Source organism: uncultured Fibrobacter sp., assembly GCF_947166265.1.
Taxonomy (GTDB): domain Bacteria; phylum Fibrobacterota; class Fibrobacteria; order Fibrobacterales; family Fibrobacteraceae; genus Fibrobacter.
Genome location: NZ_CAMVDO010000006.1, coordinates 11,362 through 36,323 on the forward strand (window position 1 = coordinate 11,362; position 24,962 = coordinate 36,323).

A 24,962-nucleotide genomic window follows, 5' to 3' on the forward strand; every position below is an offset into this window, starting at 1 on the left:
TCGATGCATACACTATATATAGTTGCGACCCCTATCGGGAACATGGAAGATATCACTTACCGAGCCGTGCGGATTCTGAAGGAAGTTCCGCTGGTGCTTGCCGAAGACACTCGCCATACGCGGGTGCTGTTCGATAATTTTGGCATTAACACGCCCATGGAGCCTTACCACGATTTTAACAAGGAAAAGGTGACGCCCCGGTACGTGGAATACCTGAAGAACGAAGGGGATATTGCGCTGGTGAGTGACGCGGGAACGCCCGGTGTTGCAGACCCTGCGTTTAACTTGGTTCGCGAATGTGTGCGAGAAGGAATTGACGTGCGAGCCGTTCCTGGGGCCTGCGCGATGATTACGGCGCTGGTTTCGAGCGGTATGCCGACGGACCATTTCAGCTTCCAATATTTTTCGCCGAAGAAGAGTGCGCAGCGCATTCACCTCCTCGAAAAGCTCAAGGACGAGGAGGCTACGCAGATTTTTTACGCGAGTCCGCACAATATCGACAAGTTCGTCGAGGAAATCGGCCAAGTTTTCGGTGAAATCAAAATTGCACTGATGCGTGAACTCACCAAGAAGTTCGAGGAACATCTGATCGGGACTCCGAGCGAGGTTACGGCGCATTTCAAGGCGCATCCGCCCAAGGGTGAATTCGTGCTGATTTTCAACCCCCAGGACAAGAGCGGGCTCTGATGCTTGAAAGAATGAAGTCGCTGCTGAAAGCGCTCCCGAAAATCTACTGGATTTATGTAGCGGTCCTTTTGGTTGCAGAAGTTGTCGTGTTTGCCCTCCGGCCCGATACGCCGGGGCTTTATACGATGCACTTGCAGTGGTTGCCGTTGGCACTTGCCTTGCCGTTCCTGATTTTTAGGGGTATCCGTCAGAATTTCAAGCGAATGCTCTATGCATTTGCTCTACTTTCGTTCCTGTTCCTTTCGCTAGATTATTGTATAGGTGATTTGGCCGGTGCGGGGCATGCGGGACTTATCCAGGTGGTTTTGGCGTTTTGTCCGATAGGACTTTTCTGGCTGATTCTGTTTGCGATTTGGAATTTTTCCCATTTGAGAAATCGCGATTCGCTCGTGGCGCTTTTGCTTTCTTCTTTTGGCTGGGGGCTTTACGCATTTGCGTACCCGCCGATGCCGCTTGGCCCTGCTGCCCTGCTGTTGCTGGTGCCGTGGTTTATAGTCCTGAACCGTTACACGCGCGGACAGGCGATGTTTGCGACCTTCTGGTCGGGCATGCTTTACAATGCGGTCAACTACTATTGGATCTATAACGTGATGCACGTGGAAACGGCTCCTTCGGGGTTGATTCTTTTTGGTCTGATTTTGCTGATCGCCTTCTTTAGCGCCTATAACACCTTGGCGGGCTTTGCCTATACGCTCGCAAATAGTGCTCCGCGAAAGTTCCGCCCCGTTTTCCTGCTGCTTTATCCGGTGTTCTACGCAGGTCTTGAAATGACGCGTACCTATGGCGACTTTGCATTCCCGTGGAGTCATCTGGGATATGTATTCGGAAACCATCTGGAACTGATCCAGATGCTTTCGTATATCGGCATTTTCGGCTATACGATTCTGGTGGTGGGCTCGAACCAGGCCGTGGCGCATGTGTTCTGCAGGGCGCAGAGCCTGAAAAAGTCGATTCCGGTTTTGGCGCTTCCGGCAGTCATTTTTGTGGTGTTGCTTGTGCAGGGATGTGTCGTTCTTTCAAGGCCCGAAGCAGAGCCTTTCTACGGAACGGAACGTGAAGAAAATCCAGATATCGCCCTGGTGCAACCGAGCATTCAGCAGGGCGCCAAGTGGAGCAAGGAACGCTTCGATGCCATCGTGAACAAGACGCTCGGCATGGTGAATGACAGCGTCAAGGAAGGCGCGGACTTGATTGTCCTGGCCGAGACTGCAGTTCCTGATCATATTCGTCGCCAGCCAAGAGTGATTGACCGACTTCATCGGGTGGCGGACCGCCAGAAGGCCCAGATTCTAACAGGGGCACTTGACTACAAGAGGAATCCTCGGGGAAGTGCGCGGCGCTTTGACATCTACAATGCCTCGTTCCTCTTTACTCCGGGGGATGATCGTTTCCCGGAACGTTACGTCAAGAAGCACCTGGTGCCGTTCAGCGAAAGAATTCCTTTCGACGAAGTCTTTCCTATCTTGAATTATGTGGACCTAGGGGAAGGCGACTTTGTGGCGGGGCATGAAACTCCCGTTTATGGGCCGTTCAACTGGACTCCTTACATTTGCTACGACGCCATTTTCGGTGACTTGGTCCGCGAGGCGATTCGCAGTGGTTCTCGCTTGATGGTAAATATCACGAACGACGGCTGGTTTGGGCGGAGTTCTGCACCGTATCAGCACTTGAATCTGATCCGCTACCGTGCAGTAGAAAGCGGAATGCCTGTGGCGCGTCTTGCGAATAGCGGTGTTTCGGTGTTTATCGACCAGTATGGTCACTTTGACGGAAATACTGAAATTTTCACCGACCGCGTTATCCAGAGAAAGGTTCCTCTCCGGACGCGCGATACGGTTTATACGCATATCGGCGATGCGGTAGAAATGATGCTGCTCGGTTTCGGCGTGCTGTATTTAGTGCTAGTCCTGCTGGTGGCCGGGTTACAGGCGAGAAGGGCGCGTAAGGCAGCCATCGCCTGACTTAAAAGTCCTGTGCCGCATTGAGGTCGGTGAAGCGTCCAAGTCTGGTTTCGAACTTTAGCCGTTCCAGAAGTTTCCGGTGCATCTCCTGCGAGGCGTCGTTGACGAGATCTGAACGCATTTTGCCGAACCAGAAGGCTTCGACATGTTCGCTTTCTTCGAATTCTGCCTTGAATGCGAGTGCGCCGTTGCAAAAAATGCGAACGTCCATGTGATAATTCCACGTCTCGCTGACGGGGAGTGCCGGCCAGAAGGGGATGAATGCTGCTCCGATTCCCCAGCTGCTAGGTTCAGAATCGGGGGTGACGGTTGCTTCGATTTGCGCAACGCCCCTGCAGCTTGCCATGGGGTAGCTTACGGTGTCGATGACGGCGGTGTAGGCTCTTTGCAGGTTCCTTTCGAGCGTGACGCTTTCTCCGTTAATCTTTAGCGAAATGGGTTCGAAAAAAGGGACGGTTTTGGGGTATTCCTGCAGGTCGTATCGGGCGAGGTTGACGGAGCAGCCTGAAAGCATTAGTCCGCCTAGGCAGAAAATTGCCCCGAGGGGCCTGTTTGGGAAAATCCAGCGACGCATCGCCCCAAAAACTAGAAAAAAGCGTGGAAAATGGTGATTTGGGGGCGTTTGAAACACAAAAATTAAGGCTGAAGAACGTTTTTGAGAACGTGTAATAATGTAAAATATGCGAAAATATCAAATATTTATCAATTTTTCTATTGATTTTTGCTTCTTTAGAATATATATTTTGAGAAAAATTTTGAGAACATTTGCGATCCAAGGGGTGGGTTGACGGATGTTTTCGAGGAAAAGGGATGGATGTATGAAAATGGTTTCGGAAATGAACTCGAAAAAAGTCTCCAAGGTGGCTCTCGGTGTGGTGCTGCTTGGTTTTGCCGGGGCTTATGCCCAGGTGACGGTGAATAAGGCCGAAGGCTGGCTGGAATCCGCTTTTGCGGAATGGGCTCCTGTTTCGGGGGCGACTAGCTACAACGTCTACTGTGACGGCAACAAGATTGACAATCAGCTGATTCGTAGCTACGGCAGCTACATACGTGCCGATGTGCTTGGACTCAAGGGGGGCTCGCATACCTTGAAGATTGCGCCGGTGGTGAATGGTGCCGAAGGTACAGCCGTGACCAAGTCGGTGACGGTGCTTGCCCACGACCGTAGCGGTTTTGCTTTCAGTAACGGGCGCGTACCCGGTGCCTACAATGCCGACGGTACGCTCAAGAGCGGGGCCGCGGTGCTCTACATTTCTGAGAACACCAAGAATACGGTGACGATGAACGTGACAACAAATGCCAAGGGATCAAAGACGACCTGTGAGGGAATGCAGGGAATCCTGAACTGCTATAAGAAAGGATATGAAACTGTTCCGCTCGATTTACGCCTTATCGGTAATGTTACCGATGCGTCCGTTATGGAAGCGGGAGACATGCTGATCGACCTCGGCAGTTCCGAAAAGTCCTACGTGACGGTCGAAGGTGTCGGTAACGATGCCGTGGCGAACGGTTGGGGCATCCGTATCAAGAATGCGCAGAATGTGGAAATTCGCAACTTGGGCATTATGAACGTGAATAGCTCCGAAGGCGACAATGTTGGACTTCAGCAGAATGACCAGTATATATGGGTGCACAATAACGATTTCTTCTACGGCGATGCGGGAACCGACAAGGACCAGGTGAAGGGTGACGGTGCCCTGGACTGCAAAAAGTCCACCTATATCACCTTCAGCTACAACCACTTCTGGGATAACGGCAAGTCGAACCTGCTCGGTCTTTCCGAAGGCACCACCGAAGGCTACTATATTACCTATCACCACAACTGGTACGACCATTCCGATAGCCGCCATCCGCGCGTGCGTTACTACAGCGCCCACGTGTACAACAACTACTACGACGGTATTTCCAAGTACGGCATTGGTTCGACGCTCGGTTCGTCGGTGTTTGCCGAAGGAAACTATTTCCGCAACTGTAAGTACCCGATGTTGACCTCGATGCAGGGGAGCGACCTTTATGCCGGTACGACATCCGCCTCTACAGAAAATGCGACTTTCAGCAAGGAAGCGGGTGGTTCGATCAAGGCCTTCAACAACTATATGGAAGGTGCGGTGACCTTTATCCCGTATGGCGCAAACAAGTACACCCTGAAGGGGGCTGAAACCTCGGTGGGGTCCATCAATACCAAGACGGATTTCGATGCTTACGTGGTAACGAGCCGTTCGGCGCAGATGCCTTCTTCGGTTGCGTCTAAGTCCGGTGCCAATACCTACAACAACTTTGACCTGAACAGCTCGATTATGTATTCGTATACGGCAGATGAACCGGCCGTGGCGAAGGCGACCGTGATGATTTATGCGGGGCGTGTGCAAGGCGGCGATTTCAAGTGGACCTTCGACAATTCTGTGGACGATGCTGCGTATGCCGTAAATCAGCCGCTCAAGAATGCTCTTGTGGCGTACAAGGGCTCCGTGCAATCCATCCAGGGGGAAGGCAACTTGCCGGTGTATGTGCCGACGTCCTCCTCGTCGTCCGGGAAAGTTTCTTCTTCGTCGTCTAAAAACGAAAATGCAAAGTCTAGTTCCAGCTCTGTTTCGTCCAGTTCCTCTGCGAAGTCTTCAAGTAGCGTAGGCGCAAACGAAGACCCCGTGGAAGATGATGTCTTGACGTTGCCTATCGATAAGGATCTTGTCCACAACTTTACCGAAGAGGCGACATCGAGTGATTACTTTGAATTCTTCGGAAACCTCTCGACGGAGAAGGGTTCGGTAGAATATAACGGTGAATCTCTGGCCCGTTGCCTCAAGATGGAATCGGCAACCTTGATTGAATTTATTTTGTCTAAAAAGGCGACGGTGACACTCGTTTTCAATGCGGATTTTGAAAAGAAAGTGAAAGTGGATGGTGAAAAGGAAACCGCGAAGGCCGGAATCGTGACGGTTGAACTTGCCGCAGGTACGCACAAGATTACCAAGGGCGATGTTGCGAATCTGTACCTGATCGTGGTCGATGTCGATGAATCGTCTGTGGAGTCTAGCGGTTCTCTTGAAACGTCTAGCAGTTCCGAGGCTGGCGAAACGACCGCTTTGGTGCCGACGTTAAATTACGGTGTTCATCCGATGCGTTACGTCGCTCACGATTCGCATCTGGAAATTTTTGCAGAGAATGTCCGTAGGCTCGATATTGTTAGCGTGACGGGGCATGTGTTTATGAACTCTACCGAGGTGAGCTCGAATGTGGACCTGAGAGGTCTTAAGCCGGGTGTATATCTGGTGCGTCTTGTTGCGGGTGAAAGGACTTATCTGCAAAAAATTGTAAAACGATAATGCTGTTCTGAGCGCTTTCGACGAATTCGTTAACCGTGTAAGGTCCCTGAGCACGGTTGGTGAGCCTGCCGAAACGAGTCGAAGGATCTAAGAGCCGCTTAGTTCTTGTCGCAATTTTCTGAGGTGTTTGGGGTTGCGATAGAACTTTGTGTGGAGTGGCTCCCGGATGTTTCATCCGGGAGCTTTTCATTATTTTATGTTGAAAATAGATAAAGAAATATGTAAATTACACATAAAAAGATAAGTCTTTTATGCGTCCCTCGTTTTTTTTCCATAAGTTTGTTGGCTCTTTAGCGTTTTCGGTCGTTCTTCTTTTCATTGCTTGCGGTGAAGAGTCGACTCGAGTTGTTCATGATCCCTTGTCTGTGGTCGAAACTTTCGCTGAACTCGATTCATGCTCCGATGAAAATACGGGGGACCGCGCTCTTGTAAAAGCGGATTCGACGATTTATGTGTGTGTCGATGCCAAGTGGGTGGCGACCGTAGAACGTTCCGATGAAGTGGCGATTTCACTTGATACCTTGTCGGGCTATATCCAGAAAGGTCCGTTTCTGAAAGGCTCCACGGTGTACCTTTACGAACTTTCCGATGGGCAAACGTTAAAGCAGACGAATGGCAACTTTATGAGCGTCATCACGGGAGATGATGGCCGTTACAGGTTTTCTTCGCGCGACCTCAAGAGCCAATACGCGATGCTTGTCGTAGAAGGAAAATACCGTAATGAAGTGACGGGGGAGCCTACCACCACGCCGATTCAGCTGCAGGCCTATACCAATATGCTGATGCGCAAGTCGGCAAATGTGAATCTGCTGACGCATTTGGAAAAGGAACGTGTGTATTACCTGGTGACGCACGAAAAATTGAGCGTCCGTGGTGCCAAGAAACAAGCCCAGGCCGAAATCCTGAGTCAATTCTATATCGATACGCTCTCCTTTAAGGCGGAATCCGAAGACCTTGATGTGTTTGGTAAGAACGATGCCGATGCGGCCCTCCTTGCTGTATCCATTCTTTTGCAGGGCGATTCGAACGAAACGGCCCTTTCGGTTCTTTTGACTGAAATCGTGGCGGATATGGCCGAGGATGGTGAATGGAACGGAGCTAACGCAAATGCGACCAAGACGCGTATTGCAGATTGGGCTATGGCGGCGGATACTTCCGGTAGGCTTGCGATATTCCGCAAGAATGTGAAAAGTTGGGGCTTGAGCGATACGGTGCCCGAATTTGAAAAGCATGTGCGTCGCTATTGGACAAAACAGTACGGTTTTGAAGATTGCGATAAGAAAAGCGAAGGTGAAGTGGTTGCCACGGAGAATGAACTAAGTGATTCTTATGGAACAAAAACCCGCTTTGTCTGCAAGGATGGTGCTTGGAAAACCGCCTCGGATTTAGAAAAGGATACCTACCAATGGAAGCTGGGCGCAAAGGATGGTGAATCCAGACTAGGGGACGTGACTAGAAGGACCTATTTCTATGACAAGGAAAAGGAGGCTTGGCATAAGGCGTCCAATGTAGAAATTGCGCTTGGATTCTGTTCTAAAAATATCGAAACGGACAAGTCGAAAAGATATGGCAAGGTGGATAGTTCCTGGTATCTTTGCAAAAACCGCGAGTGGAGTGGCGTTGACGAATTTATGCTTGATACGCTTGACGCTAAATGTTCTTCAAAAACGTTGGGTAAAAAGATTGACGGTGCTGTTGTTAAGAAAAATCAGTATTACTGTACGGCGAAAGGTTGGGTGAACTTGATGGATTGGAATTGGGATGTTCCTAAGGAAGCTCGCTTTAATCCTGATATCAAGTATGATTCCATGATAGACCCGCGAGACAATAAGGTCTATAAAATTGTGACGATCGGAACGGGTGAAAAGGCGCAAACCTGGATGGCTGAAAACTTGAATTATGCCGACAGTGTCGCAACGCCCAGTCTTAAGGGACGTAATTGGTGCTTTGACAATGTAGAGGCGCATTGTGATGTCGGAGGACGCTTGTACAGTTGGTCTGCTGCGATTGATTCCGTAAGACTTGCTACTGACGAAAATCATCCGATGCGTTGTGGTGAATTGAACGTTTGTAATCTTTCGGGGCGTGTGCAGGGCATTTGCCCTGAAGGTTGGCATTTGCCTCGTTATGCGGAAGTCGTTGCGATGACGGAGCTTGTTGGCGATGTCGAGTTGGGTTCTGCTTATATTACGCAGACAGGCTGGAATGGTGGTAAAGGGGGAACAGATATTGTCGGCCTTTCGATGCTGCCCACAGGCTTTTACCATTCAGCCGGGAAATTTGGCTTGGACGGTGTATTGGCTTCGGTCTGGATGTCTACGGAAGATGACGAAAACGATGCGTTCCTGATATCCATAAGTGCTAACTCAACAGACGAAGGTGTGTCGTTTGTAAATATGTATTATAGCAAAAGTTGTGGGATGAGTGTTCGCTGCATTCAAGACAGAGATTAAGTGAGAAAGAAAATGAAAAAGTTTGTACTTCAATGTCTTTTGACTACGGTGTTTTTCTTTGCTGCGTGTAGCGAAGACTCGACTGAGGTTGTCGTAGAAAAAATGAATGTGGTGGAAAGTGAAACGGATCTTCCTGAGTGCGAAAGCGAAAACGAGGGCGATCAGGCGATGGTAAAGGGCAAATCCTCCATTCTCGTGTGTGTCGATGGCGACTGGTTCGTGACTGCAGGAGAAAAAACGGAAACGGTGTCCGGAGATAGTGTTGAGGAAGCGGTACAGATTGATTCCTTGGTGGGCTATTCGCAGAAAGGCCCCTTCCTCAAAGGTTCGATGGTCTATCTTTACGAACTTTCGGATGGACGCACCTTAAAGCAGACGAACGGCAACTTTACAAGCAACATCACAAGCGATGATGGTCGCTACAAGTTTACGTCGCGAAACCTTGTGAGCCAGTATGCGCTAGTCGTTGTAAACGGCAAGTATCGTAATGAAGTGACTGGAAAACCTACCACGACGGCAATTCAGCTGCAGGCGTATACGAATGTGTTGATGCGTCGGTCGGCAAACGTGAATTTGCTTACGCACCTAGAACATAACCGCGTCTATAATCTGGTTGTGAAAGAAAAGCTGAATATGAGACAGGCAAAGCGACAGGCTCAGGCCGAAATTATGAGCGAATTCTATATCGACACGGCTGGATTCGTGGGCTCTTCCGAAGACTGGGATGTGTTCGGGAGTACCGATGCTGATGCCGCTCTTCTTGCGATATCGATTCTGTTGCAGGGGGATTCGAACGAAACCGCTCTTTCGGTGCTGCTTACGGAAATATCGGATGATATCGCGGCAGATGGCTTGTGGAATGCTGCGGTGGCTGATTCTGTAAAGACTCGCATTGCCGACTGGGCCATGGTGGCGGACAGTGCCGGACGATACGCCAAGTTCCGTAAGAATGTAGAGGGCTGGAAACTAAGCAAGACCGTGCCGGATTTTGAAAAATACATGCGTCATTTCTGGGCGACGACCTACGGCATTGGTGATTGTACGAAAAAGCGTGAAGGCGAAATTGTCGCTACAGAGAATGAAAATAGTGCCGTCTATGGAACGACAACGCGCTTTATCTGTAAGAGCGGAGCCTGGAAGGTTGCCGAAGATATTGTGGTGGATACAAGGAGCTGGAAAGACGGCTCCGATGGAAAACTGAAAAAAGGAGATGTTACGGATCGATTCTACAAGTTTGACAAAAAACTGGGAAAGTGGCTTTATGCGACTGAAAACGATTCGACGACCGGCTTGAAGGGATGCACCACCAAATTGGAAGGCTCCATTGGCAGAAGCCCTGAGGATGATCGTTTCTATACTTGTGAAAACCTTGATTGGGTTGAAGTGACTGAGACGATTGCTTATGACACCCTTGGCTTGGTCTGTTCGAAATCTGTATTGAACACTATTGTTAGCGGTGTTGTCAATGATTTGAACAAGTATTATTGTTCGACTCAGGGTTGGACAAGTTTGATGGATTGGGATTGGACTGTGCCGAAGGAATTTCGCCTTAATCCAGAAATCAAGTACGGTTCTATGACTGACCCGCGTGACAACAAGGTTTACAAGACAGTTGTCATTGGAAAGGGCGAAATGGCTCAGACATGGATGGCGGAAAACCTCAATTATGCCGATAGCGTTGCAACGCCTAGCCTTAAAGGACGTAACTGGTGCTATGATGACGTTGAGTCGAATTGTGATGTCGGGGGGCGCTTGTATAATTGGGCTGCTGCTATAGACTCTGTAAAGTATGCTACGGACAAAGAAAATCCGATGACTTGTGGCTTCGCGGGTTTCTGTGAGTTTTCCGGTGATGTGCAGGGTGTTTGTCCGCCGGGGTGGCACTTGCCTAGTATAGAGGAATTTTACGATTTTACGGCCATCATAGATGCCGATTCCTTGGGCAAAGTTCTTAAGGCTCAGTCGGGGTGGGGTTATTTTGAAAATACTGGGAAAATGGAATCGGGTAGTGGTTCGGATGATGTTGGATTTACGGGGCTTCCTGCTGGAATGAGGCCTTTTACGGGAGATTATGTCTATGGCGGTAGTTTCACTGGTTTTTGGTTGTCTACCAATAAAACATCATTGGATGGGTACTTTTTTGGAATGTTTAACGAAGAATCCGGTTTTGAACTCCTAAATTATCTTGAAAAAAACTTTGCGTTGAGTGTCCGTTGCATTAAGGATAAGGTATCAGATAAGGAATAGTCATTTTTGTTGCTATAAAAATTTTTTAGCAATAAACCTGTTGCGTTTTTTTTGAATTAGTGCTATATTTGTTGTAACAGCGTAGGGACCTCGGGTCGAGCGCTGCGAAAATCCATTGTCACCTCCGGCAGTGGATTTTTCTTTTGGGGCAAGGCTCTTGCCAAACACGACCGCACGAGCTGCAAATAAGTCGGTTCTTCCCGCTGGCTCGTGCTCTCGCCACCACGACTCATTAAGATGAGTCGCTTGTGGCTCACGATAAGACCGGACTGGCTAGGCTCTACGAGTTTATTACTCTGGAGCCAGTCCTCTCGCCACCACGACTCATTAAGATGAGTCGCTTGTGGCTCACGGTACTCTTGCCAAGAGGTTTGTATTTTGTTACATTATGGGCATGATGAAGAAGAATCTACGACTTATTAACCTACTAGGACGTTGCGCTGGAGCGCAAGCCGGTTTTTAAGCATAGGTTCAAGACGATTTTAGAGTTTTAACCCAAGGATTTAAACCAACTTAAACCGTTTTGCCCGCTCCAATAAGGACGCGGGCTTTCGTTTTTGAGTCAAATTTCTATTTTTTAGACGAAAAATGAGCTTGCCGCCTTGTTGGACTGGCAAGGAGATAAAAGATGAACGAGAATAAGAACACGATTGAAAGACAACCCTTCTTTTACGACGTCACGCTGCGTGACGGTAACCAGGCTCTTCCGAAGCCCTGGAACAATGCCCAGAAAAAGGACGTGTACCTGCAACTCTTGAAACTCGGCGTGCAGGGCGCCGAAGTCGGTTTCCCGGCTTCAAGCGAGATGGATTTTGAATCGTGTAAGGAACTTGCCCAGCTGACCGCCAAGATGGCCGAAGAAGGCGACGAAGTCGCGAAGCGCATCGTGGTCTCTGGCCTCGCCCGCTGCGTGGAAAGCGATATCCAGCGTTGCTGGGAAGCGGTGCAGTACGCTCCGCATCCGCGTATCCATACCTTCCTGGCTACAAGCCCCTTGTCCATGGAACATGTGCTGCACATGACTCCGGAACAGGTGAAGGAAAAGGCCGTTCATTGCGTGAAGTTTGCGAAGTCGCTCGTGGGTGACAAGGGTGACGTGGAATTCAGCGCCGAACACTTTGGCGACTGCCTCGAAAACATGGATTTTGTGATTGACGTGCTGAAGGCCGTGGTCGAAGCCGGTGCGACGACGTTGAACCTGCCGAATACGGTGGAACGCTATCGTCCGTTCCTGTACGTGAACCAGGTGAAGCAGGTTTATGAAGCGATCCCGAAGAACGTGACCATTTCTGTGCATTGTCATAATGACCTCGGCATGGCGACTGCCGCCACGGTCGAAAGCTTCTTTGTGGGTGCGACCCAGCTGGAAGTGGCCCTGAACGGCCTTGGCGAACGTTGCGGTAACACGAACTTCTACGAAGTCGCTGTAGGCCTGCACAATTCCGGCGTGAATACGGGCCTGCACATGGAGCGCATTTACGAAACGGCCATCTTGATTTCCCAGTGGTCCGGCATCAGCATTTACAGCCGCGCACCGCTGATCGGTGCCGAAGCGATTGTGCACCGTAGCGGCATCCACCAGGATGGCGCCAGCAAGACGAAGGACATGAAGAAGGGCGCCTACCGCCCGATCGACTACTCCATCATCGGTCGTCACCAGAACGATTCCCTCAGCTTTACAAGCCAGAGTGGCCGTACCGCCGTGTACGAAATCATCACGAAGTTCGGCTACAAGATGTCGCTCGCCGAAGCAGCTGAACTGCAGCCGATTCTGAAAGCTTGCAGCGAAAAGGAAGGCGAACTCTCTGCCGAACGCGTGCTGGATGTGTTCCGCGAGCATTTCGTAAATGTGAACGGCCGTCTGGTGTTCAACAACATCGAGGTCATTCCCGACGAAAACCGCTTTATCTTCCACTTCAAGAAGGATGGCGAAGCCTTGGTGAAGTCCGTGACGGCCGAAGGCCCGATCGAGGCTGCCCTCATGCTCATGCGCGAAATCGGCATGCCGGTCGAACTCGTCAAATACCGCCAGCTCGTGGTGCCTGAAAAGGACAAGATGTGGGCGGGCCGAGGCCTCAGCCGCATCGTGCTGAAGGCGAACGGCGCTGAAGTTGAAGGCCGCGGTGTAAGCAGCGATACGCTCAAGGCGAACATGCGCGCACTCTTCGGTGGCGTGAACTTGCTGTATAAGAAAGCATAACATATCATTGGGGTAAATAAGGAGGAGAAATGTTTCGACGTTTCGTTGTTGCATCGGTAATGGCTGCTGTTGTGGCCTTTGCCGCAGATTGGTCAGACTTCGCGGTTGAACCTGATGAGGCTTTCCTAGAGGGAAAGCTTTATTACGAGATTTCTTCGGCGAAAGAACTTGCTTGGTTTTCCAAGACGGTTGCTGAGGGTGAAACTCAGGTGAATGCCATCCTGAAGAACGATATTGTTCTCTGGGATTCGGTATCGGGCGATACGAACTATTGGACTCCGATCGGTCTTTCGCAAAATCTCGCTTATGAAGGGACTTTCGACGGTAATGGCAAGACGATTATCGGGGCTCGTTCTGAAAATGCTCTCGAAAAAGTGGATTCCGTGTATAACGGCTTTTTCCGGTTCGTGGGCGCGGGGGCTATTGTCAAGAATTTGACGATTAGGGATTTTGTCATCACGGCAAACCACCTTGGCAGCGATACGCTGATGACTTTGGAAAACTTTACCAAGTATACGCCAAAATTCTATTCTATCGTTGGCGGAATTGCAGGGGTGAACTGGGGCGTTATCGATAGCGTAAACGTAATCGCCTCTGCAGCCTTGGCGAAGGGGAGCACTTCTACGAAGACTTCCATTGAGTCATCAAAGGTCTTGGTGAACGGCTACCTGATGTATTACTTTGTTGGCGGTGTTGCCGGCCTGAACTATGGACTGGTGTCGAATGCACGTGTCGATAGCCTCGCCTTGCCGCCGCACGCTTCGAATGTCGTGATGTACATGGGGGGCGTAGTCGGGGCAAATAAGGCGAATGTTTCCAATTCAATCAACGAATCCGATTTTATAGAAGATGTTCCCTCGATGCTTGGGGGTATTTGTGGCTTGAACGAAGGCACGCTAGAGTATGTCAAGATGACCGGCGATATGGAAACCTACGACGGAATGGTTGGTGGTATTGTCGCCGATAACCGGGGTGCTGTGGCGTGGGCGCAATATACGGGATCCATCGGATATACCTGGGCGGGTCAGGGGGCTTCGCTTGGCGGTATTGCGGCGCTTAACAGTGGTACGATTTCCAAGTGCTTTTACGGAATGGAGGACAGTGAGCGAAAGTTAATCCAGACAAACCTTGGCGACAATGGATTTGGTATTTCCCCCGAGGCCTATGCCGGTGGAATTGTTGCAAGACAGTCGAAAGGGGGATCGATCGATGAATGTGGCGTCAGGGCAACCAGTATTGGTATATCGACAAAATCCGAAAAGTCGGGGAGTATCTATACGGGTGGCCTAGTCGGCATAGATTCGGGTTATGTCGATAACTCGTTCGTGGCGATCAACTATTTGTCGGGAAAAGGAAACAAGAATCCCCTCTACAATATTGTTCTCGTCGATGGCACTCATCACTACAACTACTACGATTCCGTTTTGCTCCAGACCGATGTACCGAGGGATACTTCGGGAATCGACAAGTCCCTGATGAAGTCTCCGAAGTTTACTTGGCTATTGAATACAAAGTTTCGTCAGAAGGGAAATAAAGGCGTTTGGTGCAATGGTGGAGCGTATCCGCTGCTTGCTGTTGACGGACGGCGTCCTTCGTACAGTGTTGCGCGCTATGTGAACGGGATGCCTTTCGATACGGTCTATACGGACTGCGATGGTCATGCGGTTTGGGGCGATAGCATTCCAGACCCCTCTAGCGGAAAGGCCCTGAAAAATTGGCAGTTCAAGAACGGCGATAAAATGGTTGATGTGGCGGCCGACAATGTATTTACGAGGGATACGAGCGTCTATGCGTTGCTTGAAAATATAGAGGGCCTGTTCTTTACCGTGACCTTCAAGGATTACAACGATACGATTTTGCAGGTGTTCAATGATGTGGGGTACGGAAGGACTCCAGCCTATTCGGGGACGCCTCTGTTCAGGGATTCGGCTGAAACCAAGTATGCCTACAAGTTTATCGGTTGGACTCCCGAAATTTCGCCGGTCTATGGAAATCAGACCTATAAGGCCGTTTATGATTCGACGGTTCGGTATCGTACGGTATGCTTCAATTTGAATGAATCCTATTTCAAGTGTACCCAGGCTTATTATGGGCAGGTGGGAGTTGAGTGCCCTGAAAATCCGACTCAGGAATCCGATGAATTATACGATTACACCTTTGAATCGTGGAGTCTGGATTGCAAAACGCTTGTGGTAAAATCGGATACGTCGGTTTTTGCAAAATACACTGCGCACAGGAAAGGCTCTTCGAGTTCTTCGGAAAACGATGTGGAGTCGTCTTCGTCAACCGTCGGTATTCGTGTGGTGGCAAATTCGGTGCCTTTGCGTTATTCTGTAACTGCAAATCAGCTTCATTTGGAAGGACTGGAACTGAACAAGGCTGTAGCTCTGTTTGATGTCCAGGGGAACCTGGTAAAGCGTGAAGTGGTCTCGACTGAACGGATGTCGATTCCGCTTTCCCGTGGCGGAATGTATATTTTACGCTATAACGGAAAGAGTCTAAAAATATTTGTTCCGTAAACGTGCTTTGAAAAAACGGAGGCTCCTATGCTCGAACAACTGAAACGCCCTTTCAAGAAACGCTACGACAAGGCCTGCGCTTATGCGGGGCGTTTTGCAGGTCCTGTCAAGGAATCTGCTTGCAAGTTGTTCGCTCTTTTCCCGAAAATCGATGCCTTCGCCGGCTCCGAGGATTTGGCCGAAAACTCTGCGGAAGGGGCTACAGCAAAGTCTGGCCTGATTGCCAAACTCAAGGATTTCAAGAACTCGCTCAAGGGTCTTTCCGACTTGCAGAAACTGATCCTTTTGACGATTGCGGTGGTGCTCCCTGCGGGAATTATTATCGCGGTGGCGCTTGCGGGATTCCTGCGTAGAAAGAAGTGATTTTTTAAGCTATGCTTTCTTCGCGACTCCCTAAAGATTTGTCTCCGTCACCGTTCTTTGCCGAACTGGAAAATGCAAAAGCTGAAGCCCGAAAGGATGCTTTGGCTGGGGAACTCTCGTTTATTGACATGACGGTAAGTTCGCCTGTAAAGGCGGGACTCCCGATAGACCTGGATGCGGCTGTCGATGACGGCCGCGGTTCTTTTGGCTGCTGGAATCCGGATGCGGCGGGCTGGAAGTCTGCTCGCGAAGCGGTGGTGGAGTATTACCGTGAACGCGGCGGAAACTTTACTGCAGGGCAAATTATTCTGACCGCAAGTACGAGCGAAGCGTATTCTGTTCTGTTCAAGACATTCTGCGATCCGGGAGACGTGATTCTGACGCCAATGCCGGGGTATCCGCTCTTGGATACGCTTGCGCAATTGGAGCATTTGGAATGTGCGCCGTATTTTCTGCAACTTAGACGAGAGAACGCTCGCAAGCTTACCGATCTTAAAAGGGGCGCTGAGCGACGCTCTGCGCCAGCCGAAGCGAATGCTTTCCGCTTTGTCCTAGATTCCGACAGTCTGTTGGCTGCTCCGGAAAAAGCGAAAGTCCTGCTGCTGGTCTCGCCACATAATCCGACGGGCCATTGCGTTTCCCGCGAAGAATGGAATTTGGCGGTACGCTTTTGCGAAGAAAACGACATGATTCTCGTGGTCGACGAAGTCTTCGGCGATTACGGCTTTTCGAATAAAGTTTCGCGGACATGGAAGTACGTATTAGACGAGAGAACGCTCGCAGGCTCGCTACAGACGAGAGGTGAAAGAAATATGTGGGATGCAGGCGGTAACGATTTCGTCAACCTTCCCGAGAATGGTCCCAAGTGCCCGATATTCTGGCTGAACGGCCTGAGCAAGGCTGTGGGCTCGCCGCAACTTAAGCTTGGATGGATGGCTTTCTATGCGCCACGCGAAAAATTTGAAGAAATACGTGCTGCACTTGAATTCGTGGAAGACGCTTACTTGAGCGTATCCGCTCCGGCGCAGGCTCTCGGTATGTCGCTGTTGCCCAAGGCTTCTGCTTACGAGGCTCAAGTCATGGAACGCCTGCTTGCAAATTGGCAGACGCTCCGAGAAGCGTTCCCTTCAAAGTACTGCCCCGAAGTTCTGGGCGGCTGGTACGCGGTGGTACGCCTCGGTGAAGATGACGAAGAAATCACGCTTCGCTTGCTCAAGGAAAAACATGTGCTGGTTCAGCCCGGCTTCTTCTTTGATTTTGACGAAGACGGCTGGGTGGTGATTAGCTTGTTGCAGGAACCTGCGCTATTTAAAGAAGCGGTCCGCCGCATGGCCGACCGCTAAAGTTCGATTTGAATTTTTTAGATATAATTACATCTCAGGCACATCAATGTCGTAGCTGGCTTTGTGGCCGGCTTCGTCGACGAGCTTGATGTTGATGCTGCCGCCTGCTTCGGGGATTTTTTCACCTTCGAGAACAATTTCACGTGGCTCGGAGTCGTATTCCGCGGCAATCCATTTGTTCCCGACCTTGACCGAGAGTGCGTTTCCGTCGGGAATGCCGTCGTACTTGAATATCAGCGGAATTCTCAAGGCGGGCTGACGGATTCCGTTGATAAACATGTCTCCCCAGTAGGGGAATCCGAGGATCGGTGCTTCTTCGTTATTGATGTTTGTAATGTCGCGCAGTTCGTTCGTCGTGGCGCAACGGTTCTTGCCCTTGGTCTGTTTGCTAAAGATAAACCAGTTGCGGCTAGTTTCGCCAAGCCAGTAAAGCGGATAGTTGTTTTCGCTGTTTTCGATACAGACGGTCCAATCCTTTAGCTGCATTCCCTTGGGGTGGAATTCGAAGTAGTCGAGGCTGTCGGTACGTGTACGGGTGACGGCTAGAATCTTTTTCGTCGTGTCGCGTCCGGTAGGAATGCCCGTGATTTTCTGCGTGATGCCGACGTTACCTATTTTGGTGGTCCAGTTCACGCTTCTTTGGTACTGGTTAAATGCGTAAATCGAGATGGTTTCATCGACAGCCTTGCCATCGCCTGTGGAGCCCGCGTCTGCAGTATAGCGGATGCTTGTCATTTCAGGGTAGATTTCAAGGATGCGCCCAAGGGTAATCGGTCTTGGCTTGAAGGATTTGCACATATCTTCTTCGATAACCTTGTCGCCAGTCATTGCCGTAAATTTCATTCCGTTCTTGCAACGGAACAGGTCAAGCATCGGACGGCTGAGGAAAGTGAATAGGGGAGACGTCTGTACCTTGGTAAGGGTAATGCTTTGGTCACTCTTGCAACGGGCGTGGAACGTGAATTTCTTGCTCGTGACATTTCCGTTGAAGTCTTCCACTTCGAGGGTGTAGGTGGAAAGCGGAGCGAGTTTTGCGTTTATCACGTGCCAGTCGCCTGCGGTGTCCGCTTCTTCGGCCCACAGCAGCTGGTCGCGAATCTGTGCCATCTTGCTATATCGCAGCGTGTCGAGCCATTCGTCGAAAATCTTTTCGTCGTAGCGCCATACGGTAATGCGGCGTACCGACATCGGATTTTCCTTGGGCTCGCGGCTGTAGTCTGCAACCTTGATAGCCATGTTCAGGTTGAATTCGTTTTTTACCGGAGTTTCGACGCAACCCTTGTCGATTGCTTCGGGACTTGTAATGGCGAGGTGGTTGCCCTGCCAGACGGCGGCGCCGAAAATCTGCGGAGCCATCGTATCGGCGATGACAACTCCTGCGAGTACGGGGTTGATGACTCGGTCGTTGTCGAGGCGAACTTCCAGGTGAAGGTGTGGGTTGCCGATACCGGTGCTCCCTGCAAAGGTAAGTGTGTCGCCTTTCTTGTAGCTTGTTCCCGGCTTGATGATGACGTCGTTTTTCTTGCTCGCGTATTGCTTCTTGCTGATCAGGTCGTCCAGTTTTCCGAAACTGCTCTGGTGTGCAAAAGCCCATGTCTTGCCACTCTTGCCCTTAAAGAGCATGAGCTTTCCGTAGAAGAACGGCGATACCCGAAGTTCTACGACCTTGCCGTCTTCGGGGGCGTAAATCGGCCATCCTTCTTCCATTTGGGTAGAATAGTCGAAACCGGCGTGGTAGCGGGTGCCACGGTTTTCTCCGAAACTGGAGGTCAGGTAAGCGTCGCGCTCGAACGGACGGTAGGTCGGGGCGTCCGGCTTAAGGACGGTCTTCTGTTCCATGCCGTCGGCGTTGTCTATTCCGGCCTCGCTACCCTGTGTAGCGGCCCCGTAATTGGTGGTAGAAACCTTTTCGCCAGACTTTGCCTTGATGCAGTCTTCGTAGGCGAAGGCGTCCATCGTTTCTTCGTTGCATTCCTCCGCGTAGGCGGGGAACATTAGGGCAAGGCATCCGGCGATGCCAAGGATTGTTTTTTTATGTGTAAGTTTGGTGAATTTATTCCAAATTGTCATCATGAAATAAAAAATACAAAAATGTTACAAGTTTGTCTGCGATTCTTCGGGAACAGGCCTATTGCATGTTGAACATGGGAATAATTTTGTCGTTTCCGTTGACCTGCGGGAGTTTTCCGTCCCATTTTTCAATCCACTTGAGCATCAGGTATTCCTTGCCGTTCTGTTTCTTAAGGGCCTCCATTTGGAGGGCTATGACGGCAGAGTCGGCTTTAGCCTTTGCAACACGCTGTTCGTTCTGGTAGTCCATCTTGATCTTAATGTTCTTTTCTTTCAGGGCTTCCTGCTCCTGGACCTGTTTCGCTTCGATAGCTTCGTTAAAGGCTCGGCTGAACTGGAATTCCGTGATGGTAAATCCGTCGATGATAATGTGGGCGTTTGCCGAGTCGAGTTTCGACTTGAGCGCCGATTCCATGCGACTGCGGATTTCTTCGCGTTTCTGGAGCATTTCTTCGGGGACGTACTGCGGAGTGATTCCGGTAATCGTTTCCTTGATCTTGGGCTGGAGTACCGTCGAAACGTAGTGGGTCCCGTATTTTGAATAAATTCGGCCCACATTTTCCGGATCCACGTGGTAGTTCACGTTTGTGCCGACGTAAACCGTCTGCAGGTCCTTCGAGCCGGATTCGATCTTGACGGTTTCGAGTTGCGTGCATACGGGGATGCGGATGACTTCCTTGGTGATAATGTTGTAGAAGTTTAGACCGGGCTCAAAGGTCTCGTTATATTTTCCGAACTGGAGAACGACGCCGCGTTCAGTTTCGTCGATCTGGGCGCATCCAAAGAGGGTGAATGCTGCTGTGATGGCAATAAGTAGAGATTTTTTCATGGAGTGCTTCCTTTTTTGTTTCGTATGAAATTTACCTATTTGGTGTGTGGGACATAAGGTGAAATGCAAAAAAAGAGCCGTTTGCTTATTGCAAACGGCTCTTTTTCAGTGGAGCTAAGGAGAGTCGAACTCCTGACCTCCTGCATGCCATGCAGGCGCTCTACCAACTGAGCTATAACCCCGAAAGGACACGCCAAATATAGAAGAAATATTTTTGCTTGTCAAGGGGGAAGGATGAAAAAAAATGAAATTTTTTTTTGAGTTCTACGATTCCATTAAAAAAGCCCGCTTGGGGCGGGCAAATTTCAAGAGACAAGTGTCTTATGCTGTTATGCTTTTTCGATCGTCACGGATTCGATGATCACGTCTTCGAACGGTGCGTCGCGGCGGTCGGTCTTGACTCCTGCAATTTCGTCGAGGACTTCGAAACCTTCATAGAGCTGGCCGAATACGGAGTAGCCGTCGGCGGGGCCGGGGCCAACCTGGTCGTGATCCAAGAAATGCACGTTGTCGCCGTGAACAATGAAGAACTGGCTACCGATGGAGTTCGGCATGGCAGTCTTTGCCCAGCTCAGAGCGCCACGCATGTGGGTGAGACGCGGGTCGTACTTGTCGCCAATCGTGGTGCCGGGGCCCTTGGCGGAGTGTCCGCCGGTACCGTTGCGGTTCGTGAAGTCGCCACCCTGGATCATGAAATCCTTGATAATGCGATGGAACGGGGCTCCGTCATACTTGCCCTGCTTGGCGAGTTCAATAAAGTTCGTGGCACATTCGCCGACGAGTTCTTCAAAAAGGCGCAACTTCATGGTGCCGTGGTTGGTCTTCATGATGGCGATGGTTTCGCCTGCTTCCGGTTTACCCAGCTGATTGAACATAGAATCTCCTATAGGTGTGAGGAATGAGCTCGCTACGCTTTGAGCTGCGAGTTTGAAAGGAATAGTCTCTAGCAAAAAGCGTAATATGTTGTTTTCCTTATATATATAAAAAATAGGGGTGTTTTACAACTTTTCCAAAAAAAAAGTCAAGAAAAAAACTAATTTCTAGCAGAAAAACTCAAAACGAACGGCGCGAGTGACCTCGAACCTCAGAGGGCGCTTTGCGACCGACCTGATACCTATATGAAAGACAACTGCAAAAAGATCAGAGAATTGCTGTCTGCGCAGGCGATGGAATTCGCCCTCGACGAAATGGCGGCAAAGCTTGCCAAGATGCATCCGACTGCCGACGACATGGTGGTGCTCGGCATGGCAAGCCGCGGAATCCCTCTCGCGAAAAAGCTTTGCGAGCGCTTAAGCCAAAAGTTTAACAAGACTGTCCCGATGGGGAGCCTCGATGCGACCTTCTACCGCGACGATTTCCACTATCGCACCCACATGGGTTCCAGTGAAATGCGCATTACCGAAATGCCAGCCTCTGTAGAAGGCAAGACGGTGATTCTCGTGGACGACGTGCTTTATACGGGCCGCTCGGTGCGTGCCGCCATGCAGGCGATCCTCGACCTCGGACGTCCCTCTGCCATCCGCCTTTGTGTGCTGGTGGACCGTGGACATCGCGAACTCCCGATTGCCCCCGATTGCGTGGGACTTACGGTTGAAACCGCACAGGATCAGGAAGTCCGTGTACAGATCGAACCGATCGACAAAGAAAATTCCGTTTACCTTGTAGAAGTGGAGGCTTAAGTTGAGCGCGCTTCAGATTAAACACTTGTTTGGACTCCAGGGCGTGTCCAAGCAGGATATCCGTACTATCCTCGATAACGCCAAGCAGTTCCGTGAAATTTTGGAACGTCCCATCAAGAAGGTTCCGTCGCTTCGCGGCCTTACGGTGGTGAACCTTTTCTTCGAGAACAGCACCCGTACGCGTACGAGCTTCGAACTCGCCGAAAAGCGACTCTCTGCCGACACGGTGAACTTCACGAGTTCCAATTCCAGCGTCAAGAAGGGCGAAACCCTCGTCGATACGCTCCGGAACATCGAGTCTATGAAAATCGATATCGTGGTTGTCCGCCATAAGGGGACGGGTGTCCCGAAGTTCCTTGCCGAACACAGCAACGCGATTATCGTGAACGCGGGCGACGGTGCGCATGAGCACCCCACGCAGGCGCTCCTCGACATGCTCACGATTGAAGAAAAGCTCGGAACGCTCGAAGGCAAGAACGTCACGATCATTGGCGATATCCGCCACAGCCGCGTGGCTCGCAGTAACCTCTGGGGCATGTCCACGATGGGCGCCCATGTGACACTCTGCGGACCTAGCACCCTGGTGCCGCGCAACACCGACCTCATGAACCACGTGACGTGGGAACCGGATGTGAAAAAGGCTGTCGCAAATGCCGACGCCATCATCGCGCTCCGCTTGCAGAAAGAACGCATGGACGACGCGCTTCTCCCGAGCATGCGTGAATACCGCAACACGTTCGGCATCACGGAAGAACTCTTGGAATGCGCCAAGGACAAGGTCATCATTATGCATCCGGGGCCGATCAACCGCGGCGTGGAACTCGATTCCGACATCGCCGATGGCGAACACTCTGTAATTCTTGATCAGGTGACCAACGGCGTTGCAGTCCGTATGGCCGTTCTCTTCCTTTTGGCTGGAGGCCGCAATGAAAACTCGTAAGCCTAGTTATGAACATTTTGCAAATGTTGTCTTGAAAAATGCGAAGTTCTGGAACGGCAAGTCCTTTGAACTGCGAGATGAAGTCCGCCTGACGGGTTCCACAAGCAACGAAGACACTCTTGAATATGACTGCAATGGTGCGCTTGTAATGCCTGCGCTCTTTGCTCTTGGCGTTGATTTTATGGAACCGCTACGCGACGATGTCTATACCTATGTCGACGGTGTAGATGCGATGCGTAGAGGTGGCTTTTATGGAGCTCTCTACGAAAGTGCAGCGAACCCGATTGACGATGTCGATAAGTTGACCGCAGCAGATAATCGTAGACCCTGCGATTTAAATGAGGGTCATGGAGGGTCTCTTTATAACATCCGCTTCCTCGGCGCCTACAGCAAGGGCTTTGGTACAGACAGCCTTGCCGAGATGATGGAACTTGCTCCGGGAGTTGCTGGTTTTGGTGATGGAAATGCCGCCATTCCTCATTCCCGTTTCCTGCGCCTTGCCATGGAATACGGCAAGATGACGGACAAGCGCTTCTTCTTCCAGCCGATGGACAAGACGCTTCGCCACAGCGGATGCGTTCACGAAGGCGCCTATTCCGACATGCTTGGCATGAAGGGCATCCCTCGCATCGCCGAGACGATTGCGGCATACACGGTGCTCGAAACGGCTCGCTTCTTGCAGGTGCCGGTCCACTTCAAGCAGGTGACTTGCGGCGAAACTCTGGACTTGATTCGTAACGCCCGCAAGCAGGGAATGGATGTGACCTGCGATGTCGGTCTTTACCATTTGCTACTCGACGATTCCTGCCTTGAATCGCTCGACTCTGCTTACCATATCTTGCCGCCGATTCGCTCCGCTGCAGACCGCGAGGCGTTGTGGAAGGGAATTGAAGACGGTACGGTGAACGCCATCAGCATGAACCATACGCCGGTGCTCCGTCAGGATAAGGTGGTGAACTTCGAAGATTCCGTACCGGGTGCACTCTCTCTTGAAATTGCGCTGCCAGCCATCTGGCAGAAGCTGAGCGAACGCGTGGGCGATGCTCGTGCTATCGAACTTCTCTCGACGGCTCCTGCTCGTTTGGCGAACGCGGTCCGTGGCGAAAACCATGCCGCCGCTGTGGTCGTGCTTGCTGCAGATAAACCGCACGTGGTCGTCGAAAGCGACTTCGCGGGCCATGTCTGCAATTCTCCGTTCCTTGGCAAGGAACTCCCGTCATCGATTCTTGCAACCTACATCAACGGAGTCTGGACAGAGCTGTCCTAACCACTGTCTACTTTCTACTGTCTACCAAATAATGATTAATCCGCTGCACATTATCTGGATTGCGTTTATCGTCTGCATGTGTCTCGCGCTGCTGGTGCTGATTGAAATACGTCGCATCGAGTACCGTCGCGAGAACGAAGAAATGTTTGGCACCAAGGCGTTTGACGATAAGGTGGCTGCGGTTGGTTTTACGGACAAAGAAAAACGGACTCTGGATAAGATTATTCGTGCGTCCTCATTTGAAAACAAGGATGCGATCCTGAATTCGTCGGGCTTGTTTGAACAGGCCGTGGCGGCGTTCTATGATTTCCGCAAGGGAGTTTTTTCCGTGCGCGATGAAACTCTGGAAGCCGTCGCCCGCCTTCGTAACAAGCTGGACTTTACAGCCTCGAACCCGCTGTCCGAGGTCTTCTCGACGCGCCAGTTCAATGAGGGCGACCGCATCGACATCATTCTCGAAAACGGAACGGTCGTAAAACGCTCCGAAATCGTTCGCCGCAACGAAAAGGAATGGGCAATTTCCTACGACGGTAACGACGGGAGCCTCGCTGCGTTTGCAAACCGCGAAATTACGGTACGCTGGACCCGTCCAGACGATGCTATCTATTCTACCAATCTGGTCGTGCGCTATGTGGAACCCGGTATCCTGGTGTTGCCGCATTCGTCTTTACTTGACAAGCGTCAGTTGCGTCGCTGGGTTCGTGAACAGGTGGCGTTTCCTGTAACGGCCATCTTTGATGACGGTTCTACCACTGGCGGTATGCTTTTGGATTTGTCTGCAGGCGGTATTATGATCGGATTCCCTCGGGAATGTTACCCGGGGCAGCATCTGCGCATCCAGTTTGAACTCCCCAGTTTTGGCGAAGAAAACGTCGAAATCGAGATTTTGCGTAATCTGGGGCACAAAAATAAGGACTATCCGAACTACTTCTGCCTCACGGCATCGTTCCACGGAGCCTTCGGTTGGACCCAGGAAAGGGTGCTGCAGTATCTATTTGAGGCGAATAAGGCAAAAAAACAGGCCCAAAAAAGGGTAAAAGAGGCCTAACTTCTTCATTTTCAACGACTTAGATGAAAATTT

Annotated in this window: 17 protein-coding genes and 1 tRNA gene; 13 read left to right on the plus strand and 5 right to left on the minus strand. The window is 50.7% G+C overall.

Annotation, left to right across the window (positions count from 1 at the left end; genetic code table 11):
* Window positions 1-3 precede the first annotated feature (3 nt).
* Both rsmI and lnt read left to right on the plus strand, forming a co-directional pair.
* Entirely contained in the window at window positions 4-687 is a 684-nt protein-coding gene (gene rsmI / locus Q0W37_RS04590; RefSeq protein ID WP_297699433.1) for a 16S rRNA (cytidine(1402)-2'-O)-methyltransferase, read from the plus strand.
* Window positions 687-2,648 carry an apolipoprotein N-acyltransferase gene (gene lnt, locus Q0W37_RS04595; protein ID WP_297699223.1) on the plus strand — a complete coding sequence of 654 codons (1,962 nt, stop codon included), beginning with the start codon at window positions 687-689 and terminating at the stop codon, window positions 2,646-2,648. The genes rsmI and lnt overlap by 1 nt, the downstream gene beginning before the upstream one ends.
* A gap of 1 nt (window position 2,649) precedes the next feature.
* Here lnt and Q0W37_RS04600 read toward each other — a convergent pair whose 3' ends face one another.
* Window positions 2,650-3,162 carry a hypothetical protein gene (locus Q0W37_RS04600; RefSeq protein ID WP_297699225.1) on the minus strand — a complete coding sequence of 171 codons (513 nt, stop codon included), beginning with the start codon at window positions 3,160-3,162 and terminating at the stop codon, window positions 2,650-2,652.
* A gap of 304 nt (window positions 3,163-3,466) precedes the next feature.
* Between Q0W37_RS04600 and Q0W37_RS04605 the strand changes: the two genes are divergently transcribed.
* The 7 genes from Q0W37_RS04605 (at window position 3,467) to Q0W37_RS04635 (ending at window position 17,096) form a co-directional block, all read left to right on the plus strand.
* Window positions 3,467-5,971 carry a T9SS type A sorting domain-containing protein gene (locus Q0W37_RS04605; RefSeq protein ID WP_297699226.1) on the plus strand — a complete coding sequence of 835 codons (2,505 nt, stop codon included), beginning with the start codon at window positions 3,467-3,469 and terminating at the stop codon, window positions 5,969-5,971.
* A 365-nt stretch (window positions 5,972-6,336) separates the two neighbouring features.
* Complete coding sequence (locus Q0W37_RS04610; protein ID WP_297699228.1) at window positions 6,337-8,424, plus strand: FISUMP domain-containing protein; 2,088 nt, start codon at window positions 6,337-6,339, stop codon at window positions 8,422-8,424.
* 12 nt (window positions 8,425-8,436) lie between these two features.
* Window positions 8,437-10,671, plus strand: coding sequence for a fibrobacter succinogenes major paralogous domain-containing protein (locus tag Q0W37_RS04615; RefSeq protein WP_297699230.1), 2,235 nt, complete (start codon window positions 8,437-8,439; stop codon window positions 10,669-10,671).
* A gap of 628 nt (window positions 10,672-11,299) precedes the next feature.
* Window positions 11,300-12,871: a 2-isopropylmalate synthase LeuA2 gene (leuA2, locus tag Q0W37_RS04620; RefSeq protein WP_297699232.1), complete on the plus strand. Its 1,572-nt coding sequence runs from the start codon at window positions 11,300-11,302 to the stop codon at window positions 12,869-12,871.
* A gap of 29 nt (window positions 12,872-12,900) precedes the next feature.
* Complete coding sequence (locus Q0W37_RS04625; protein ID WP_297699234.1) at window positions 12,901-15,390, plus strand: hypothetical protein; 2,490 nt, start codon at window positions 12,901-12,903, stop codon at window positions 15,388-15,390.
* A 27-nt stretch (window positions 15,391-15,417) separates the two neighbouring features.
* Window positions 15,418-15,753 (plus strand): hypothetical protein, encoded by a 336-nt coding sequence (locus Q0W37_RS04630; RefSeq protein ID WP_297699236.1) that lies wholly within the window; start codon window positions 15,418-15,420, stop codon window positions 15,751-15,753.
* A gap of 11 nt (window positions 15,754-15,764) precedes the next feature.
* Window positions 15,765-17,096, plus strand: coding sequence for a pyridoxal phosphate-dependent aminotransferase (locus tag Q0W37_RS04635; RefSeq protein ID WP_297699237.1), 1,332 nt, complete (start codon window positions 15,765-15,767; stop codon window positions 17,094-17,096).
* Window positions 17,097-17,123: 27 nt separating this feature from the next.
* Here the strand turns inward: Q0W37_RS04635 and Q0W37_RS04640 are convergent, their stop codons facing one another.
* From Q0W37_RS04640 to Q0W37_RS04655, 4 genes are all read right to left on the minus strand, one after another.
* On the minus strand, window positions 17,124-19,091 hold the full coding sequence (locus Q0W37_RS04640) for a M23 family metallopeptidase (RefSeq protein ID WP_297699239.1): 1,968 nt from the start codon (window positions 19,089-19,091) through the stop codon (window positions 17,124-17,126).
* Window positions 19,092-19,224: 133 nt separating this feature from the next.
* The gene (locus Q0W37_RS04645) at window positions 19,225-19,995 is read right to left on the minus strand and encodes a prohibitin family protein (RefSeq protein ID WP_297699241.1); all 771 of its coding nucleotides are present in this window, start codon (window positions 19,993-19,995) and stop codon (window positions 19,225-19,227) included.
* A 109-nt stretch (window positions 19,996-20,104) separates the two neighbouring features.
* Window positions 20,105-20,177 (minus strand) — tRNA-Ala (locus Q0W37_RS04650).
* A gap of 147 nt (window positions 20,178-20,324) precedes the next feature.
* Window positions 20,325-20,870, minus strand: a complete 546-nt coding sequence (locus Q0W37_RS04655) for a peptidylprolyl isomerase (RefSeq protein ID WP_297699243.1) — start codon at window positions 20,868-20,870, stop codon at window positions 20,325-20,327.
* 243 nt (window positions 20,871-21,113) lie between these two features.
* Here Q0W37_RS04655 and pyrR point away from each other — a divergent pair, with 243 nt between their 5' ends.
* Genes pyrR through Q0W37_RS04675 form a run of 4 tightly spaced genes read left to right on the plus strand, consistent with a single transcriptional unit; the run spans window position 21,114 to window position 24,929 of the window.
* On the plus strand, window positions 21,114-21,674 hold the full coding sequence (pyrR, locus tag Q0W37_RS04660) for a bifunctional pyr operon transcriptional regulator/uracil phosphoribosyltransferase PyrR (protein ID WP_297699245.1): 561 nt from the start codon (window positions 21,114-21,116) through the stop codon (window positions 21,672-21,674).
* A 1-nt stretch (window position 21,675) separates the two neighbouring features.
* A complete protein-coding gene (locus Q0W37_RS04665; protein ID WP_297699247.1) occupies window positions 21,676-22,614 on the plus strand; it encodes an aspartate carbamoyltransferase catalytic subunit in 939 nt (312 codons plus the stop codon).
* Window positions 22,601-23,881 (plus strand): dihydroorotase, encoded by a 1,281-nt coding sequence (locus Q0W37_RS04670; RefSeq protein WP_297699249.1) that lies wholly within the window; start codon window positions 22,601-22,603, stop codon window positions 23,879-23,881. Before Q0W37_RS04665 ends, Q0W37_RS04670 begins: the two co-directional genes overlap by 14 nt.
* A gap of 31 nt (window positions 23,882-23,912) precedes the next feature.
* A complete protein-coding gene (locus Q0W37_RS04675; RefSeq protein WP_297699251.1) occupies window positions 23,913-24,929 on the plus strand; it encodes a PilZ domain-containing protein in 1,017 nt (338 codons plus the stop codon).
* Window positions 24,930-24,962 lie beyond the last annotated feature (33 nt).